Below are 17,621 nucleotides of genomic sequence, written 5' to 3' on the forward strand. Positions count from 1 at the left end.
TGAATGAATAAAGACGTGATTCGATCACAAGAGGATTTGAGGAATTGAAGGTGAATTGGTTGGAACATATACTCGGTAGTAATTGGACAATAACACCAGCAGGCGGTTCGACAGGGGAAGCTTACTATGCCCAGACAGATGAGAAGCGGCTGTTTTTAAAACGCAACTCTTCACCTTTTTTAGCCGTCCTGTCCGCAGAAGGGATCGTCCCTAAATTGATCTGGACCAAAAGGCTGGAGAATGGGGATGTCATTACTGCCCAGGAATGGCTGGACGGGCGGGAATTAAATCCGGAAGAGATGAAGCACCCGCGGGTAGCCGCCCTGTTAAGTAAGATCCACCATTCCACTGAGCTGCTGGATATGTTAATGAGACTGGGTAAGCATCCTTTAACCCCTGATGAGATACTTTTGGATATCAAGGAAAATCAAAAGGTTCTGGATAAGGTGGATCCAAGGATTGAAATTCATCAGGCCGTCAGATACCTGGATCAGGAAGTACGGAATGTCCAACATGATGTTCACGTCGTCTGTCATTGTGATACCAATCATAATAACTGGATGTTATCCGCAAAAGATCATCTTTATTTAATCGATTGGGATAACGCGATGGTAGCTGATCCCGCTTTGGATCTCGGAATGCTTTTATATAACTATATCCCAGAGGATTACTGGGAGACATGGATGAAGGAATACGGCATCCGGCCTGACTCCCACATGTTCCAGCGGATGAAATGGTACTCGATTTCCCAGGCGCTTTCATTTATTCAGTGGCATCAAATGCGGGGAGAATACCATGAATCCGCCGTACGAACAGAAAAGTTAAAAACCATCATGAAGCAGCATGGAATAATATAAACGTCCAATAGAGAAAAAGCTTATGCCGCCGCGGCATAAGCTTTTTTTGAACGGGTCCAGAACATTAAAAGGATCAATCTTCCAAACAGGCGGGTATCGTTGGGTATCTGTCATTAAAATGGAGGGATTGGGTATGGAGAAAAATGTACTCGTTTCAGGAGGAAACCGCGGCATAGGTTTTGAGGCGTGCCGTCAGCTGGCCGAAACGGGCTTTAAAGTGTGGCTGGGGTCCCGGGATGAAGAAAAGGGAAACGAAGCCGCTTCCCGTCTTCAGAAAGAGGGACTGGACGTCCAACAAATTTTCCTTGATGTGGCCCAGCCGGATAGAATGGCTGAAGTCAGGGGTAGAATTCTTAAAGAGGACGGTCGAATCGATGTACTGATTAATAATGCCGGGATCTTTCCTGATAAAAGAAGTTCCATCCTGGATATTGATACCGTTACCTTTGAAGATATTCAGCTTGTGAATTATTTTGGCCCTTATTTTCTCATGAGGAGCCTTATGCCTGTGATGCTGGAGAATAATTATGGCCGGATTGTAAATGTTGCTGCAGAGATGGGGGTCAGTCAGGCGATGGACGCTCCAATGGCTGGTGCCTATAAAGCGTCCAAGTACAGCTTGAATGCCTTAACGAGATTGTTCGCAGGAGCAGCACGCCGGAAGAACGTGAAAGTGAACTCCGTAAGTCCCGGATGGGTGAAAACGGAGCTTGGTGGAGAAAAGGCAGAGCGTAAGCCTGAAGAAGCTATGGAAGGGATTTTATGGCTTTCGCAGCTGGAGGAGGACGGCCCTACAGGGAAATTCTTCAGAGATAGAGATGAACTTGAATTTTAGTGGGAAATGAGACGTCATAAAAAAACCACTGCCCTCAGGCAGCGGTTTTTTGTGTGGCTGGTGTATATTTAAGTTTTTTGGCTTTGACTTCTGCACTCATACGTTCAGACATTTTTTCAAACGGATAAACAAACAGGGCATATCCTGCGAATAGAACAGAGAAGACGGCCAGAACAGATACTTCAAAAAGTTTTGTCATCAATTTCATAGCTTTCTCATCACTCCCGTTCAGTATTGATCAACACGATACTCATCATAAAGTAGGAAGCGCTTACAACCCAACCCCCTTAAAACGGTGAATTTTACGTTATACACGGAGCAGACGTTCTGTAGAAGATATATCCGATAAAATGGCTTTAATCATCACGGATGGTCCATAATCCGTACAGATACAGCGAATATAGAAAAAAATTTTCAATTTCCCGGTCTTCATGGTACCATTTTATCGATAAGAAGGAGGAATTCCATACATGCGTTTAAGAAATAAACCTTGGGCGGATGATTTTCTAAGGGAAGAAGATCAGATTGTCGTCCAGGCTCCATTTGCACAAAAGGGAAGCTGGAAGCATTTGTTTTCCCATCCTGAACAACCCCTTCATTTAGAGATTGGATCAGGAAAAGGTCAGTTTATCGCCGGGATGGGTGTCCAGCATCCTGAAGTCAATTTCATCGGCATTGAATTCGTGAAGAGTGTGATTGTCGGCGCGGTGAAAAAAGTGAAAGACGCGGAGACTGAGAATGTAAGGATGGTCAATGAAAATGCAAAAGATTTGACCGATCTTTTTGAAAATAATGAAGTAGACCATATTTATTTAAACTTTTCTGATCCGTGGCCGAAATCGAAGCATGAAAAAAGGAGGCTGACATTCCATACGTTCCTCTCCCAATATGAGGCGGTTCTTAAAGAAGAGGGGAGAGTCACGTTAAAAACGGATAATAAAGGATTATTCGAGTATTCACTGGTCAGTTTTTCTGAATACGGCATGATTCTTGAGGATGTATCCGTTGATCTCCACGCAGATGAGGATCCATTGAATGTCCCGACGGAATATGAAGAGAAATTCTCGGCAAAAGGACAACCCATCTACCGTTGTACAGCAAGATTCACAACTTGATAACGTTTTCAAAGGCTCTAGTTATTATGATAAACTAGAGCTATCTTTATAGAAGGGGTGATAGTGGTGGAAAAGCTGACGATCGGTCAAGCAGAGCTGACCTGGCTGGATGGCGGGGTAACTCATTTGGATGGCGGTGCCATGTTCGGAGTTGTTCCCAGAGCACTATGGAGCAAGAAATATCCTGTGAACGATAAGAATCAAATTGAGCTTCGGACGGATCCCATCTATGTGCATGCAGGAGGGAAACATATTCTCATTGATTCCGGGATTGGGAATGGAAAAATGAATGAAAAACAGATGCGTAATTTCGGAGTGCTTGAAGAATCCAAAATAGATCAAGGACTTCAGGCATTAAATCTGACCCGTGAGGATATTGATTATGTCCTGATGACTCACCTTCACTTCGATCACGCCTGCGGTTTAACCCGCTGGGAGGGAGAAGAACTGGTATCCGCCTTTCCTGAAGCCGTTATTTATACGAGCCGGACGGAATGGGAGGAAATGCGGGAGCCGAATATACGCTCTATTAATACATACTGGGAGGATAACTGGAAACCTGTAGAACATCAGGTGCGGACCTTTGAAGACAGCCTAGAGGTTGTGCCCGGCCTGCGGATGATTCACACAAGCGGTCATAGTGACGGCCATGCTGTTCTTGTTTATGAGGAAGATGAGCATGTATGGATCCACATGGCTGATTTGATGCCGACCCATGCTCATCAAAATGTGCTGTGGGCTCTCGCTTATGATGATTATCCGGTGACTTCTGTACACGAAAAGAAAAAATGGATGGAATTTGGGTATGATAAAGAGGCCTGGTATACGTTTTACCATGATGCTGTATATCGTGCGTTGAAATTCGACCAGGACGGAAAAATCATCGATCAGGTGGATCAGAACAAGCATCATTACACATAAAAAAATACCCTCTTTGGAAGAGGGTATTTTTATAAGTCAGGCCGTTGTTTCCGCTACATCCACAATGGTGCCTGTGTCTGTATCGATATAAAATTCGAATTGAGAGGTTTCCCCGTCCTGGTTCTTGGAGATGCCGCCTCGATACACATCATAATTGATACCGTTTTTATTCAGTTCTTCCGGCTTCATGTAAATCCATGAACCGCTGATCGGCCCCTGTTTCTTAAAGGCTTCCTTTGCAATTTTCAGTGCCTTTTCAGGAGTGACATTCTGACTGCTGCTGATTTGTTCTTTTACAATATAACCGGCGAGTGCTCCTACACCTGCGGCTATCGCGACTTTTTTCCAGTTCATTAACCAATCACCTCACAACTAGTTTCTAGTGTCCAGTATACTAAATATTCCCGTTAAAAGGAAATCAAAACTCATTTGAACGGCGGATTTGTAGAAACGTTTTCACAATTCCGTTAAAATAGAAACAGATGGAAATAAAGGAGATGTACATATGAATCAAGAAACCCAAGAACTTTTCAAAACGTTGACGGAACTGCCGGGTGCTCCTGGAAACGAACATCTGGTACGCCAATTCATGAAAGAAGAGTTAGGGAAATATTCGGATGGAATCGTTCAGGATCGCCTGGGCGGTGTGTTTGGAGTGAAGAAAGGGAAGGGGCCGACGGTTATGGCTGCGGGCCATATGGATGAAGTAGGCTTCATGGTCACTCAAGTCACTGAAAACGGCATGATCCGCTTTCAGCCGCTGGGAGGCTGGTGGAATCAGGTCCTTCTGGCCCAGCGTGTCCAGGTAGTGACCGATCGCGGGCCCGTGGTTGGTGTGATTGGATCCATCCCTCCTCACAATCTGACACCGGAACAGCGGAAAAAACCGATGGAAATTAAAAACATGCTGATTGATATCGGAGCAGATAACAAGGAAGATGCCGGAGAAATCGGCATCAAGCCTGGACAGCCGATCGTGCCGATCTGCCCGTTCACCTCGATGGCCAATGAAAAGAAAATCCTTGCGAAAGCCTGGGACAACCGTTATGGCTGTGGTCTTTCCATTGAACTACTGAAAGAACTGCAGGGAGAAAAACTTCCGAATGTTCTCTATTCCGGAGCTACTGTTCAGGAAGAAGTCGGACTGCGTGGGGCTCAGGTAGCCGCCAACATGATCCAGCCGGATATTTTTTATGCGATGGATGCTTCACCAGCCAACGATATGAGCGGGGATAAAAAAGAATTCGGTCAGCTGGGTAAGGGGGCACTTCTCCGTATACTTGATCGTTCCATGATCACACACCGCGGCATGCGTGAATTCATCCTGGATACAGCTGAAACCCATGATATTCCTTACCAGTATTTTGTTTCACAGGGTGGAACAGATGCAGGACGGGTGCACATGGCGAACGATGGAGTTCCATCTGCCGTTGTTGGAATCAGCTCCCGATACATTCACACATCCTCTTCCATCATTCATGTGGATGATTATGCAGCAGCTAAAGAGCTTCTCGTGAAGCTGGTCAAAGCGACGGATCAATCCACTGTTGACGAAATCCGCCGGAACGTATAGATCACCAAAAAGTCACACGTGCTGATGTCAGCGGGTGTGACTTTATGCTAGAATGATAGGAACTAAAGAATTCAAGGACCTTGAAAGAATATAAGTGAGAAGGAGAAAGGTGCCTGTTATGTTGAAGATTTATGTAGGATCAAAGAACCCTACGAAGGTTGATTCGGTGAAGCGGGTGTTTCCTGAGGCAGAAGTCGTAGGAATGGAAGTTGAATCAAAAGTGGCAGCACAGCCCTTTTCTGATGAAGAGACGTTGGAAGGTGCCATCAACAGAGCACGCGAATGTGCGTCGCACCATAAATCAAAATTGGGCATCGGCCTGGAAGGCGGGGTCATGGAAATTGAAGATGATCTCTACCTTTGCAACTGGGGCGCTCTTGTAGATGAAAAGGAAAACGTCTATAGTGCAAGCGGAGCCAGAATTCGACTGCCGGATGAAGTGAAGGCAGGCCTTGAAAAAGGAAAAGAATTAGGCGATGTCATGGACGAATACGCAGATAAGCACGATGTCCGGAGTAACGAAGGGGCTATCGGCATATTTACGAATGGTCTGATTCACCGAGAAGATATGTTCACACACGTTGTCCAGCTTCTGAAGGGGCAGTGGGAATTTGATCAACAATAAATGGACGGGGGATTTCCCCCGTCCATTTTCTAATTTTGGATTCGGTTTTCAGCGGCAGTCGCTGCAGCTTGCTTTATTCATAAAGATAGGCAAGGACTTCAATGGCTTGTTCGATGGTTTCTACTGTTACATCAGCCTGATTGGAGAGCTCCTTCAATGGATGAACGAGGGACTCCGGGCGGATCAGGATAAGGGGTTTGCCTGCCTGAATCGCAGCTCCGGCATCCATCGCTGTGTTCCACTGTTTATACGATTCCCCGAAATAGGCAATGGCTGCATCCGACTTGTTCAATAATATTTTCGTACGGAAATTGTTGATGGAAGAGGCCGCATCATCGCGTTCCACTTGACCGGGCTGGTCCCCGAGTATTTTTTCCCCAATATCGTCGGACAGTGCATGATTTTCCTGAGGGCTGACAAAAGTTACCGGCAGCTGTTTCTCGTCTGCCTTGGATTTGATTTCCCTGCGCCAATCATCGTGAATCTGTCCTGCTAAGTATACGGTAAGCTGCATAATTCTCCCTCCCAATCTTTTCTTCTTTTTCAGTATGAGAGAGATGTTGATTCAAGTCCAGTCGAAGCTCTTTGTCAGGAGCTTCGTTTTTCCGGTATATTCCATTCGGGGTCTTTAATTGTAACAACATCGTTATCTAATGGGATTTCTTTTTCACTCGGCCCTTCGTCATCTTCCATCAGCTGTTGAAGAGTGAATTCGCTCACTTCTTCTTCAAGTTCGCTGGACAGTTTTTTAACATCTGAAGCCGAGCGTGTCACCTGCTCGATGGCAGACAATTGATTTTCACTGGATGCCGCTACTTCTTCGGATGTTGCCGCTGCTTCCTCAGAAATGACACTGATATTGTGAAGGCGGCTCTTGACCTCTTCATTGGCTGTTTCGACTTCGTTGACCGCATCCGTTACTTTACCTGTCTGCTCGTTTATATACGTGATGTGGGAAGCGATCGTCTTGAAGGCTACTTCTGTCTGCTGGACGGAGGATTCCTGTGCGGCACGGTACTGTTGGAATTGGTCGGCTTCACTGGTCAGCTTATCCATCTGGACGGTCATATGCTCAATCATGCTTTGGATGCTTCGTGCTTCTGTTTTGGACCGTTCAGCAAGTTTCTTCACTTCATCAGCCACAACAGCGAAGCCACGTCCGGATTCTCCGGCGCGGGCAGATTCGATAGCCGCATTTAAGGCTAAAAGGTTCGTGCTGTCAGCAATATCTTCGATCGTAGTTACGGCTTGTTGGACTTCTTTGGACTGCTCGGCCGCAGCTTTCACTTCCTGTGTCATTAAATCAGACAAACGGATAAAATCATCGGACGTTTCTTTTAAGCCTGTCATCGTCCGAAGGCCTTCATCTCCAGCTTCTTTCGCTTGATCAAGCTTCCCTGCGATATCTGCTGCTGCTGTTTTTGTCTGTTGAATGGCCTCTGATACATCGTGGATGAAGTGATTGGTTTCATCAATCTGCTGAGCCTGCTCCTGAGAACCAGCGGCCACCTCTCCGATGGCTGCATGAACTTCCGAGGCCTGTATGGAAGTTTGTGAAGATACTAAGGACATCTGTTCCGATGTGTCGTTCATCAATCCGGAGGCTTGAAGAACTTTTCTGACGGACTGCTCCATTTTCCCGGCCATCTCATTGAATTGACCCGCAAGTTCGCCCATTTCATCTTTCGTTTCAAGCCGGATCCGGTGACTTAAATTTCCATCTCCGATAATGGAGGCCCCTGTTTTCAGCTGCTGGATGGATTTACTGATGGAGCGGATCAGCAGAAAACCGGTTGAGAAGAGAATGATAAGCATCAATGATCCTAAGGCTAAAAGGCCTCCTGTAAACCAGAGCTGCTGTTCTTCCTGCTCAGCAGCCATGCGTTCGTTCATTTCACCGGCTGCCTGCATCACCTGATCCACCTGGGTGGAAACCTGTGAAGCAATTTCCTCGAACGATGTGCGTATGTTTCCTGCCTGTTCGTAAGTATTATCGATGGTGTTTAAGCCCTGCTCATACTTCAGCAGGCTTCTGCTTAATGTAGTGTTTTCTTCTTCAGAAAGGTTCAAACTCTCCGCGGACTCTTTTAAGGATGAGGAGCTCTCCTTAAAATCAGAAAGCTGTTCTTCCTCTGGATTGTTTAAATAAGCCTGCTCATCCATTTTCATTACCAACAGGGTATTTTCCAGCGCTGGACTTTCGGATTGGCTGATCAGCTCACTGAACTGTGCAGAGGCTTCCTGTATCTGCTTACGAAGTCCTTCTGAATCGGAAAAGCCTATCAGCTTAAACATATTCACCAGCGGTCCGAGCTCTTCTATGTACTGTTCGGAGCTTCCGTAAATCGATTGAAACCCCTTCTCGATGGATGGGTAGCTGCTGTAGGTTTCTTTATAGCTTAGAGATGCTTCCTTCACTTCAGTGATGGCTGTCTCCACGGCTGCGCCCTGGTCTTTTGATGGCTGATTGAAAAACTGCTGCTGTTCCAGTTTCACCTCGTTCATGAGAGCTTGGACGGATTCACTGTCTGTTACGGCCTGCTGAATCATCTGTCTTTCTTCGGCCTGCTTCGACTGTTCCATAAATAAATACGTCGATACGCCTACAAGAAGCAGCAGGGAGCAGAGTGAGGAGATAAGGATGAACCTTACACGTGCACGAATCGTTTTCATAAGAACCCTCCCTGTGAATATTCTGAAATTTATGTAGATATGGATTTATTATAAGACTAATCGATTAGGAACACAATAGAATCCAGGCTTTTAGGTATGGGTCTAAAGACCTTACGGGAAGATGAGGCGACTTGTCTTTACACATGTTGTGTATAGGTGTATAATTTCTTTCGGTAAGACAGGAGGTCATGGAATGAAAAAGTTTTTAAATAGAAAAGGTGTGTATATTTCGGTTCATGCCTATTTCATAACGGCTCTGAGTTATATGGCTCTCGGACTTTTTTCTTCATTAATAATCGGGTTGATTATGAAAACGATTGGTGAACAGCTGGATTTAGGGATGTTTTCAGTTTCTCTTATTGATATGGGAACCTTCGCCATGGATGCAAAGATATGGGGAGGAGCAATCGGGGCGGCTGTAGCCTACGGGTTGAAAGCACCACCGCTGGTCATCTTTGCTGCATTATTCAGCGGTGCTTACGGAGCAGATCTCGGCGGTCCGGCCGGCAGTTATATTGCTGCTCTGTTTGCAACGGAATTTGGGAAGCTTGTCAGTAAGGAAACGAAACTTGATATTATCCTTACTCCTTTTTCTACGATTTTGGTAGGGTACTTTGTTGGTGTGGTGATTGGAGCGCCGATTGGAGCATTTATGACCGGATTGGGAGAAATCATCAACTGGTCCACCCAACAGCAGCCACTTTTGATGGGTGTCCTTGTTGCCGTTCTCATGGGGCTGGCCTTAACTGCCCCGATCTCGAGTCTGGCAATCGCTCTTATGCTTTCTTTAGAAGGGGCAGCGGCCGGAGCGGCTACCGTCGGCTGTGCAGCCCAGATGATTGGGTTTGCGGTGACGAGTTATAAAGATAATGGATTTGGAGGTGCGGTTGCCCAGGGGATCGGCACATCCATGCTTCAGGTAGCCAATGTCGTGAAAAAACCGTTGATCATCCTTCCACCGACGCTGGCCGGGGCGCTGCTGGCTCCATTAGCAACGATGTGGCTGTCGATGGAAAACAATGCAGCCGGTGCCGGTATGGGTACGAGTGGTTTTGTTGGTCAGATTATGACAATTGAGACGATGGGACTTTCACCTGAAGTGGGTCTGATCATCCTTTTCCTCCACTTTATAGGGCCCGCGGTCATCAGCTACGGTTTCTATTATTGGTTTTCAAGAAAAGGGTGGATTGAGCCTGGAGACATGAGAATTGAATATGAGTGATCCTGTGCTAGAATAGCGGTGGAGGTGTCCTTATGATTACATTAGAATCTGATCAGCAATTAAAAGAATTGATAGAAAACGAATCGGTCATCCTGCTCTTTTCGGCAGACTGGTGCCCGGATTGTCGAGTGATCGAGCCATTCCTTCCTGAGCTGGAAGAAAAATATTCCCAATGGACATTTGTTTATGTAGACCGTGATCAATTTATCCACGTCTGCGCCGAAAATGACATTTTTGGAATTCCGAGCTTTCTTGCTTTCCGTGAAGGCGGAGAAGCAGGACGGTTTGTCAGTAAAGACCGTAAGACAAAAGAAGAAATCGAAGCTTTCTTAACGAAAGTTTCCGGTTGATCCACAGACAGGCTGTGCAGATGGCGCAGCCTGTCTGCTTTTTTTACACCAAAGATGTGTGTATAATGGAAGAGTATGCAAATCGAAGAGAAATCAAGGACATGATCTTCTTTCTTCCCATGTAAAAGGAGGAAAAAACAATGAAAATGACAAGTATTAAAATGAAGAAGAAATTAGAGGAGCGGCTGGCCCGGGACGAGTGGAAAGCTACCTTTAACCGAGATAAAGACACATTCAGAATTGAATGGGCAGAGTCTGGAAAAGGGATTACGATCACCCTCCCCAATGTCATATCTAAATACCAAGCGCGCGGGGAAGAGGCTCTTGATGAGCTGGAAGACCATGTAACAGAAGCTCTGCGTGTGATGGAGGAAGACCACCACCTGACAGGAAAGGAACAGTATATCTTTCCTGTTATTCGTGCGGCTTCTTTCCCAACAGAGACAGAGCAGGGAAAAAAGCTCGTTTATACAGATCATACGGCTGAAACCCGTATTTATTATGCCATTGATCTTGGGAAGTCTTATCAGCTAATTGATGAGGATATGCTTAAAAAAGAAAAGTGGGATCTGGACAGGATCCGGGAAATTTCGGGTTTCAACGTCCGGTCTCTGAAAACCAATCTGAAAAAAGATACGGTCTATGGCAATGACTTTTATTTTCATTCCGCCCGGGACGGGTATGATGCCAGCAGGATTCTGAATGAAGCCCTGCTTGAACAGCTCAAAGCAGAAGCCAAAGGAGAGCTTGCCATCAGCATTCCCCACCAGGATGTTATCATTTTTGCGGATGTTCAAAATCCAGAGGGCTATGATATATTAGCTCAGATGGCTATGAAGTTCTTCGCCGAAGGAACGGTCCCCGTAACTTCTTTGAGCTTTCTTTATGAAGATAAACAATTGGAGCCGATATTCATACTGGCTCAGAAAAAACCGAAAAAGGACCGAAAGGAAGAGTAGATCATGCACGTATTTTACAACAAGCAAGGAATTGGAGACGTTTTACTTATTCCCGTTAAAGAAGGCAGCCGGGACGAAATCAAAGAGGAAGCCTATGGTGATGTCGTCAAAATCACCGACAAGAGAGACGGATCCCTCCTTGGATACAACATTTTCAACGCATCCAAGTATTTCAATATTGAAGGCCAGGGGAAAATCCGCTTAACGGAAGAAGTGCTGGCTCCAATTAAGGATCTTTTTACCCAAAACGAATTGAATGATGTCCTTGATTTCGATCTCAGCCCTAAGTTTGTCGTCGGGTACGTAAAGGAAAAAGCCCCTCATGAAAATGCAGATAAATTAAACGTATGTCAGGTCGATGTTGGAACCGAAACCCTTCAAATCGTCTGCGGTGCGCCGAATGTTGATGCAGGACAGAAAGTGGTTGTAGCGAAAGTAGGAGCTGTCATGCCAGGTGGAATGAAGATTAAGGATGCGAAGCTTAGAGGCGTTCCATCTTCAGGGATGATCTGCTCTGCCAAGGAACTCAATCTACCGGATGCTCCTGAGGAGAAGGGTATTCTTGTATTGGATGACCAATATGAAACAGGACAGACGTTTGAAATGGAATAACCCTGTCTAAAAGCAAAGCAGCTCGTCTGCTTTGCTTTTTTTGATTCAAAAGTCATTTTTAAAGCGATTGTAAACCAAACCCTTCTGTAAACCTGTTAAAATATAAGGGAATCAGCATTATGATTTAAATTGGAAAAGAGTGTGAACTTAATGTGGAAAGACCTAAAAGATAAAATGAAACGCTTGTTTGAACAGGAAGAAAACCATGCTGAAGAAGCTGCCGTACATAAAGAAGAAAAGAAAGATGTCAACGCAAAAACAAAAATGACGTATCGATATCCGAAGCAGGGAGAATTCCGTTTTCCTGTCATTCCAGATCAGGACCAGGAACGCCGGGAACATGTGTCACGTGCAAGATCTGAGCGCAGACGTCATGTGCAGGAAGAAGAGCCGGAAGTGGAAAAACGACCACAGCGTAGGAAGAGAAAGCAGCCGGAACCTGAGGAGGAATTAAAAGAGACACTTGAAACGACGTCCATTCCTTTTACTCCAACCGATGTTCCCTCCCCTATCTTTGGCTATCAAACCAGACAGATGACGAAAGGACTGCAGAACCTGGAGTATACCGTAGAGGAAAATTCCAAGCCGGAATTTTACACAGGTTCCTATGAAGAGAAAAAATGGCAGGATTTACGGGAAAAGTTGAGAGAGCGCGTCCAGGTTGGCAGGAAACAGCCGGATGCTGTGACTCCATCCGAGGAGGAGCCGGAACAGGAAAGCCATCAGGAAGGCGCGGCGTCGCTGGAAATGGAAGCGCCTGTCCAGGAGGAGCTTCCAAATAGAAAGGAAGAGCTGTCCAAGCTCAAGGATACTTCCATTCGCGGCGAACATACCGAAGAGACGCCGGCAGACACAGCCCCCCCTGGACACGAAGACACATCCACAGTAGATTTCGAAATGCATGCATCGCATTCGGAGACAGAAGACAGCTCCATGGAAGCCGGCCCAGATCAGGAAGTAAATGCAGAGGCGCATGAAGAAGAAACATACAGGTACCGCCTCCAGGATATCTTCGATCAGGACGCTCCAGCCATAGGCAATGCCAATGACGATGGTAATGGAGAGGTTCATACAGAAGAAGAACAGCCGGAAGAGCCGGAAAATGAAGAAACCCAGGTGGACCCGTTTGAAGATGATTCTTCTGAGGCGGCAGAACGACCGTTCATCAATGAGGAGGAAGAAGAAGCTGTTCCCGAAGGTGCTGGAGAGCTTCCTGACCCGGAAGAATATATGGCAGGGGAAGTAGAAGCTGAGCTTAAGGTAGAGACGGAAACAGAGCGGACTGAGGTGAATCAACCTGAATTCGAGGAGCCGGAAGGTCACACAGCTGAGGACGAATCCGGAGATGGGACAGAGGCAACTGAAGAGCTTCCGGTTGCGGGCCCAGAACACGAGGCTGCATCTGTTTTGGATGAACAAGAGAGGAAAACGAAAGAAGACATGGAGCCCCAGCCGCTTGGGGAAGAACCGGCAGACTCCGGGGAAGACCAAGAGGAAACACCAAAATCCTCTTCCAGAAGAAGCGTGCCATTTAATGTTCTTATGACGCCGCGGGATAAGCGGTCAAGAGATCATCAGAAGCCGGAAGCCCCTAAACAGGAGGAACCCAAGCCTGAAGCTGTCCAAACGAAGGATACTCAGGTGGAGAAACCAGCAGCTGAACAGGAAGAAGCAGCAGGAAAAAGACGTACGGAATATGTGCGCAGTGAATATCAGACACCGCTGCATCTACTCGAGGATCCTGTCCGTCCATCCACAGATGATGACAGCTGGATTACCGGACAGATGGAACTGCTCGAAACAACCCTGCGTCATTTCCATGTCCGGGCGAATGTTGTCAATGCAATGAAGGGTCCTTCTGTCACACGTTTCGAAGTTCAGCCGGAGCCGGGTGTGAAAGTAAGCAAAATCACCAACCTCGCGGATGATATAAAACTGAGCATGGCTGCAAAAGATATCCGTATAGAAGCTCCGATCCCAGGAAAGCAGGCCGTTGGGATTGAAGTTCCCAACAAACAGCCACAGATGGTGGGGCTGCAGGAGATTTTTGAGGATGAAGCCTTTTCTCAAGAACAGTCCCCGCTTTCTGTGGGACTCGGCCTTGATATCGGTGGGGAGTCGATCGTGACCAACCTGAAAAAAATGCCGCACGGGTTGATTGCAGGGGCTACAGGTTCAGGGAAAAGTGTGTGTATCAACACCATTCTTGTCAGCTTGTTATACAAAGCACATTATGATGATGTGAAGTTCCTGCTTATTGATCCTAAGATGGTGGAATTGGCGCCTTACAATGATCTGCCTCATTTAGTCGCACCAGTCATTACAGATGTAAAAGCGGCCACGACAGCATTGAAGTGGGCCGTGAAGGAAATGGAAGAGCGGTATGAAAAGTTCGTAGCCGAAGGCGTCAGGGATGTGGAGCGTTACAACGATAAAATGATCAAACAGGGACGTGCTTCTGAGAAGCTTCCTTATCTTGTGATCGTTATTGATGAGCTTGCTGATCTGATGATGGTTTCTCCTCAGGATGTCGAAGATGCCATCTGCCGGATTGCTCAAAAGGCTCGTGCCTGTGGTATTCACCTGCTGCTTGCTACTCAGCGTCCGTCAGTAGATGTCATAACAGGCCTTATCAAAGCGAATATTCCAACGAGGATTGCCTTCAGTGTATCTTCCCAGGTGGATTCCCGTACCATCATCGACTCCTCCGGTGCCGAGAAGCTGTTAGGAAAAGGGGACATGCTTTTCGTTGAAAATGGTTCAGGTCAGCCTGTCCGAATTCAGGGAGCCTTCGTATCGGATGATGAAATTGAACGGGTCACGAGTTTCATTAAGAAAATGGCTCCTCCGCAGTATCTGTTCCATCAGGATGAATTGATCAAGCAGGTATCGACCGAAGAGGAGACGGATGAGTTGTTTGATGAAGCGGTCGATTTCGTCCTCGCTCAGAACGGAGCCAGTGCCTCCTTGATCCAGCGGCGCTTTAAAGTCGGGTACAATAGAGCCGCCCGCCTGATTGACCAGATGGAGGACTATGGGATTATTTCTGAACAGAAGGGAAGCAAACCGAGGGATGTCCTTCTGACCAGACAGCAGATCGAAGAAATAATGGACTAAAATCTTGGAGATTGGTCGAAAGGCTTGTGAAACAGGTCTCAATTTTATATGATGGACTATGAATAAAAATTCGACCAATTACGACCTATATGTTTAAGGAGTTAAGCCATGAAGGAAATTGCACTTAAATTAAATGGGGAGATCAGCCGACTCACCAACAAGACATTCAAGTTTGATGAACGCGTTGCTGAAGGCTGGTTCTCTGCCGTCTATTTTTTGAAGACCCGGGATATCGTTAAAAGCCACCTTCCTGATAATAAGGTGACGATGCAGTTTTTCCAGAAGGATCATGCCGTTTTATGCGGGACGGATGAAGTGATTGCCCTTATCCATACCTTTGCGGACCACCCGGAGGAACTGGAGATTCATTCGCTGAAGGATGGCGATAAGATCAGTCCGTATGAAACTGTTCTTACAGTCACGGGCCCTTATCAATATTTCGGATTTCTGGAAGGAATCATTGACGGTATTCTGGCCCGGCGTACATCTGTGGCCACCAATGTCTACAATGTCGTAAAAGCGGCCAGATCCTCTGGTAAACAAAAACCGATTATTTTTATGGGAGACAGGGATGACCACTTTACGCAGCAGTCCGGTGACGGATATTCTGCATTCATCGGGGGATCGACTGCCCAGGCCACCCATGCCATGAACGAATGGTGGGGGAAAGAAGGAATGGGTACGATGCCCCACGCTCTGATTCAAATGTTTAAAGGTGATGTCGTTGCAGCCACCAAAGCCTATCATGAACAATTCCCGGACGATCAGCTCATGGCTCTCGTTGATTATAATAATGATGTGATTACAGATTCCCTTCATGTGGCCCGTGAATTCGGGGAGGAGTTGAAAGGGGTACGCCTGGATACATCAAGGAATCTCGTGGACAAATATTTCCTGAGAAATCAGCATCTGATGGGGACATTTGATCCGCGGGGGGTCAATCCTGAATTAATCTTTGCCTTACGCCGAGCATTGGATCAGGAAGGATTCCGTCATGTGAAAATTGTAGTGAGCGGCGGGTTCACGAAGGAACGTATCCGCGCGTTTGAAGAGAAAAAAGTTCCTGTTGATATGTATGGAGTAGGTGGAAGCCTCTTGAAGATAGGAATCGGATTTACGGGGGATAATGTCATCATTGATGGCGAAGCGGAAGCCAAGGAAGGCCGTCGTTTCAAACCGAATCCAAGACTGGAATATGTAGAATATACAGGATCAGCCGAATAGCAGTTTGGAAGGCGCGGACGATACTCGTTGGTGCCTTCCCGGCAGGTCCTGCTTTTTCTAAAGCGATTTCCGTGATAAGATAAGGAAATGCAGACAAGGATTCATCTGTGCAGAGAGGTGAAGCGCAGATCGATACTTGTTACATATACTATACCTAAAGTGACCCACTTTATTTTGGAGGTTCTTGTTTATGACAACTTACCATTTCATTGGTATCAAAGGAACTGGAATGAGTTCGCTTGCCCAGATTCTCCACGACTCGGGCGAGAAAGTTCAAGGATCAGATGTAGATAAACGCTTTTTTACACAAGACGTACTAGAAGCTAAAAATATAGAGATCATGTCTTTTTCAGAAGAAAACATTACAGACGGCCTGACGATTATTGCCGGAAACGCCTTTGGGGACGATCATGAAGAAATCGTGGCAGCCAGGGAGAAAGGTCTGCCGTTTTACCGGTACCACGATTTTTTAGGTGAGTGGCTGCAGAAGTATACAAGTATAGCTGTCACAGGCGCACACGGGAAAACGTCGACAACAGGCCTTCTTGCACATGTGCTGACAGAGAATTATCCGACGTCCTTCCTGATTGGGGATGGAACTGGGAAAGGCCATGAAGACAGCCGTTATTTTGCCTTTGAGGCGTGCGAGTACCGCCGCCATTTTCTTGCCTATGAGCCGGATTATGCCATCATGACAAATATTGATTTTGACCACCCGGACTACTTCTCAAGTGTGGAGGATGTTTTCCAGGCCTTTCAACAGATGGCAAAGCAGGTGAAGAAAGGGATTATTGCGTGCGGAGATGATGAGCACCTGCAGCATATCCAGGCCAATGTTCCTGTCCTTTACTATGGACTGGCTGATACGAACGATTTCCAGGCTCAGAATATCCGTGAAGGTGAAGATGGAACGACGTTTGATGTGTTTGTACGCAACAATTTCTATGATACCTTTACGATTCCACAGTACGGGAACCACACGGTTTTGAATGCTCTCAGCGTGATTGCTCTCTGCCACTATGAGCAGATGCAGCCCGAGCAGATCAAAAAGCTTGCTACATTCAAAGGTGTGAAACGCCGCTTTACCGAAAAGGTCTGGCATAATCAGATTCTTGTCGATGACTATGCCCATCACCCGATCGAAATTACAGCGACCATCGACTCAGCCCGTAAGAAATATGCCGATCGACCGGTCATCGCTATTTTCCAGCCACATACCTTTACAAGGACGAAAACCTTCCTGAATGAGTTTGCGGAAAGCTTGAAGGAAGCGGATCAAGTATACTTGTGCGATATCTTTGGTTCGGCCCGTGAAAATGGTGGAAAGCTGACCATTGACCATCTGCAGGAGCTGATTCCTGAATCCAAGGTACTTCAACTGGATGAGACGCAGCAGCTGGTCGAATACGACGATGCTGTTCTTCTTTTCATGGGAGCCGGGGATATTCAAAAGTTCCAGGACGCTTACGAAAAGCAGTACAATTAAGCAGGCATGCGGCTTTCCATTTTGAAAAGCCGCATGTTTTTTCAATAAAAGT

17 protein-coding genes are annotated in these 17,621 nt (G+C 46.4%); 13 read left to right on the plus strand and 4 right to left on the minus strand.

Features of this window, described 5'->3' with window-relative positions:
* The first annotated feature begins 59 nt into the window (after nt 1–59).
* Together H615_RS21255 and H615_RS0110470 are read left to right on the plus strand one after the other, a co-directional pair.
* On the plus strand, nt 60–857 hold the full coding sequence (locus H615_RS21255) for a phosphotransferase family protein (protein WP_035531968.1): 798 nt from the start codon (nt 60–62) through the stop codon (nt 855–857).
* 133 nt (nt 858–990) lie between these two features.
* Nucleotides 991–1,692 carry an SDR family NAD(P)-dependent oxidoreductase gene (locus tag H615_RS0110470; protein ID WP_035531971.1) on the plus strand — a complete coding sequence of 234 codons (702 nt, stop codon included), beginning with the start codon at nt 991–993 and terminating at the stop codon, nt 1,690–1,692.
* A gap of 34 nt (nt 1,693–1,726) precedes the next feature.
* On the opposite strand, the gene H615_RS22555 is transcribed toward H615_RS0110470, so the two are convergent.
* The gene (locus H615_RS22555; protein WP_169516195.1) at nt 1,727–1,900 is read right to left on the minus strand and encodes a hypothetical protein; all 174 of its coding nucleotides are present in this window, start codon (nt 1,898–1,900) and stop codon (nt 1,727–1,729) included.
* 262 nt (nt 1,901–2,162) lie between these two features.
* Here H615_RS22555 and trmB point away from each other — a divergent pair, with 262 nt between their 5' ends.
* A complete protein-coding gene (trmB, locus tag H615_RS0110480; protein WP_027955099.1) occupies nt 2,163–2,807 on the plus strand; it encodes a tRNA (guanosine(46)-N7)-methyltransferase TrmB in 645 nt (214 codons plus the stop codon).
* Between the two features lie 66 nt (nt 2,808–2,873).
* Nucleotides 2,874–3,728, plus strand: coding sequence for a YtnP family quorum-quenching lactonase (locus tag H615_RS0110485; RefSeq protein WP_027955100.1), 855 nt, complete (start codon nt 2,874–2,876; stop codon nt 3,726–3,728).
* Nucleotides 3,729–3,764: 36 nt separating this feature from the next.
* Here H615_RS0110485 and H615_RS0110490 read toward each other — a convergent pair whose 3' ends face one another.
* Entirely contained in the window at nt 3,765–4,082 is a 318-nt protein-coding gene (locus tag H615_RS0110490) for a PepSY domain-containing protein (protein WP_027955101.1), read from the minus strand.
* A 151-nt stretch (nt 4,083–4,233) separates the two neighbouring features.
* Between H615_RS0110490 and H615_RS0110495 the strand changes: the two genes are divergently transcribed.
* Together H615_RS0110495 and H615_RS0110500 are read left to right on the plus strand one after the other, a co-directional pair.
* A complete protein-coding gene (locus H615_RS0110495) occupies nt 4,234–5,301 on the plus strand; it encodes a M42 family metallopeptidase (protein ID WP_027955102.1) in 1,068 nt (355 codons plus the stop codon).
* 121 nt (nt 5,302–5,422) lie between these two features.
* Complete coding sequence (locus tag H615_RS0110500) at nt 5,423–5,926, plus strand: DUF84 family protein (RefSeq protein ID WP_027955103.1); 504 nt, start codon at nt 5,423–5,425, stop codon at nt 5,924–5,926.
* Between the two features lie 73 nt (nt 5,927–5,999).
* Here H615_RS0110500 and H615_RS0110505 read toward each other — a convergent pair whose 3' ends face one another.
* Nucleotides 6,000–6,440: a YtoQ family protein gene (locus H615_RS0110505; protein ID WP_027955104.1), complete on the minus strand. Its 441-nt coding sequence runs from the start codon at nt 6,438–6,440 to the stop codon at nt 6,000–6,002.
* A gap of 74 nt (nt 6,441–6,514) precedes the next feature.
* Nucleotides 6,515–8,599: a methyl-accepting chemotaxis protein gene (locus tag H615_RS0110510; protein WP_027955105.1), complete on the minus strand. Its 2,085-nt coding sequence runs from the start codon at nt 8,597–8,599 to the stop codon at nt 6,515–6,517.
* Between the two features lie 193 nt (nt 8,600–8,792).
* On the opposite strand from H615_RS0110510, the gene H615_RS0110515 reads away from it, so the two are divergent.
* The 7 genes from H615_RS0110515 to murC all read left to right on the plus strand — a co-directional run bounded on the left by H615_RS0110515 (nt 8,793) and on the right by murC (nt 17,569).
* Nucleotides 8,793–9,821 (plus strand): PTS sugar transporter subunit IIC, encoded by a 1,029-nt coding sequence (locus tag H615_RS0110515; RefSeq protein WP_027955106.1) that lies wholly within the window; start codon nt 8,793–8,795, stop codon nt 9,819–9,821.
* Between the two features lie 32 nt (nt 9,822–9,853).
* Entirely contained in the window at nt 9,854–10,171 is a 318-nt protein-coding gene (locus H615_RS0110520; RefSeq protein WP_027955107.1) for a thioredoxin family protein, read from the plus strand.
* A gap of 140 nt (nt 10,172–10,311) precedes the next feature.
* Nucleotides 10,312–11,130: a DUF1444 domain-containing protein gene (locus H615_RS0110525; RefSeq protein WP_027955108.1), complete on the plus strand. Its 819-nt coding sequence runs from the start codon at nt 10,312–10,314 to the stop codon at nt 11,128–11,130.
* A 3-nt stretch (nt 11,131–11,133) separates the two neighbouring features.
* Nucleotides 11,134–11,742, plus strand: a complete 609-nt coding sequence (gene ytpR, locus H615_RS0110530) for a YtpR family tRNA-binding protein (RefSeq protein WP_027955109.1) — start codon at nt 11,134–11,136, stop codon at nt 11,740–11,742.
* A gap of 150 nt (nt 11,743–11,892) precedes the next feature.
* Nucleotides 11,893–14,859: a DNA translocase FtsK gene (locus tag H615_RS0110535; protein ID WP_051254682.1), complete on the plus strand. Its 2,967-nt coding sequence runs from the start codon at nt 11,893–11,895 to the stop codon at nt 14,857–14,859.
* Between the two features lie 108 nt (nt 14,860–14,967).
* Nucleotides 14,968–16,083, plus strand: coding sequence for a nicotinate phosphoribosyltransferase (locus H615_RS0110540; protein ID WP_027955111.1), 1,116 nt, complete (start codon nt 14,968–14,970; stop codon nt 16,081–16,083).
* Nucleotides 16,084–16,273: 190 nt separating this feature from the next.
* Entirely contained in the window at nt 16,274–17,569 is a 1,296-nt protein-coding gene (gene murC / locus H615_RS0110545; protein ID WP_027955112.1) for a UDP-N-acetylmuramate--L-alanine ligase, read from the plus strand.
* The last annotated feature ends 52 nt before the right edge of the window (nt 17,570–17,621 follow it).

This window comes from Halobacillus kuroshimensis DSM 18393, from assembly GCF_000425705.1.
GTDB classification, from domain to species: Bacteria; Bacillota; Bacilli; order Bacillales; family Halobacillaceae; genus Halobacillus; species Halobacillus kuroshimensis.

What these genes read in the sequence shown, in the direction of transcription:
- H615_RS0110505 (WP_027955104.1), bottom strand. Translation starts at nt 6,440, where the DNA reads ATGCAGCTTACCGTATACTTAGCAGGACAGATTCACGATGATTGGCGC.
- trmB (WP_027955099.1), top strand. Translation starts at nt 2,163, where the DNA reads ATGCGTTTAAGAAATAAACCTTGGGCGGATGATTTTCTAAGGGAAGAA.
- H615_RS0110540 (WP_027955111.1), top strand. Translation starts at nt 14,968, where the DNA reads ATGAAGGAAATTGCACTTAAATTAAATGGGGAGATCAGCCGACTCACC.
- ytpR (WP_027955109.1), top strand. Translation starts at nt 11,134, where the DNA reads ATGCACGTATTTTACAACAAGCAAGGAATTGGAGACGTTTTACTTATT.
- H615_RS0110520 (WP_027955107.1), top strand. Translation starts at nt 9,854, where the DNA reads ATGATTACATTAGAATCTGATCAGCAATTAAAAGAATTGATAGAAAAC.
- H615_RS0110510 (WP_027955105.1), bottom strand. Translation starts at nt 8,599, where the DNA reads ATGAAAACGATTCGTGCACGTGTAAGGTTCATCCTTATCTCCTCACTC.
- H615_RS0110495 (WP_027955102.1), top strand. Translation starts at nt 4,234, where the DNA reads ATGAATCAAGAAACCCAAGAACTTTTCAAAACGTTGACGGAACTGCCG.
- H615_RS0110470 (WP_035531971.1), top strand. Translation starts at nt 991, where the DNA reads ATGGAGAAAAATGTACTCGTTTCAGGAGGAAACCGCGGCATAGGTTTT.
- H615_RS22555 (WP_169516195.1), bottom strand. Translation starts at nt 1,900, where the DNA reads ATGAAATTGATGACAAAACTTTTTGAAGTATCTGTTCTGGCCGTCTTC.
- H615_RS0110525 (WP_027955108.1), top strand. Translation starts at nt 10,312, where the DNA reads ATGAAAATGACAAGTATTAAAATGAAGAAGAAATTAGAGGAGCGGCTG.
- H615_RS0110535 (WP_051254682.1), top strand. Translation starts at nt 11,893, where the DNA reads ATGTGGAAAGACCTAAAAGATAAAATGAAACGCTTGTTTGAACAGGAA.
- H615_RS0110490 (WP_027955101.1), bottom strand. Translation starts at nt 4,082, where the DNA reads ATGAACTGGAAAAAAGTCGCGATAGCCGCAGGTGTAGGAGCACTCGCC.
- murC (WP_027955112.1), top strand. Translation starts at nt 16,274, where the DNA reads ATGACAACTTACCATTTCATTGGTATCAAAGGAACTGGAATGAGTTCG.
- H615_RS0110515 (WP_027955106.1), top strand. Translation starts at nt 8,793, where the DNA reads ATGAAAAAGTTTTTAAATAGAAAAGGTGTGTATATTTCGGTTCATGCC.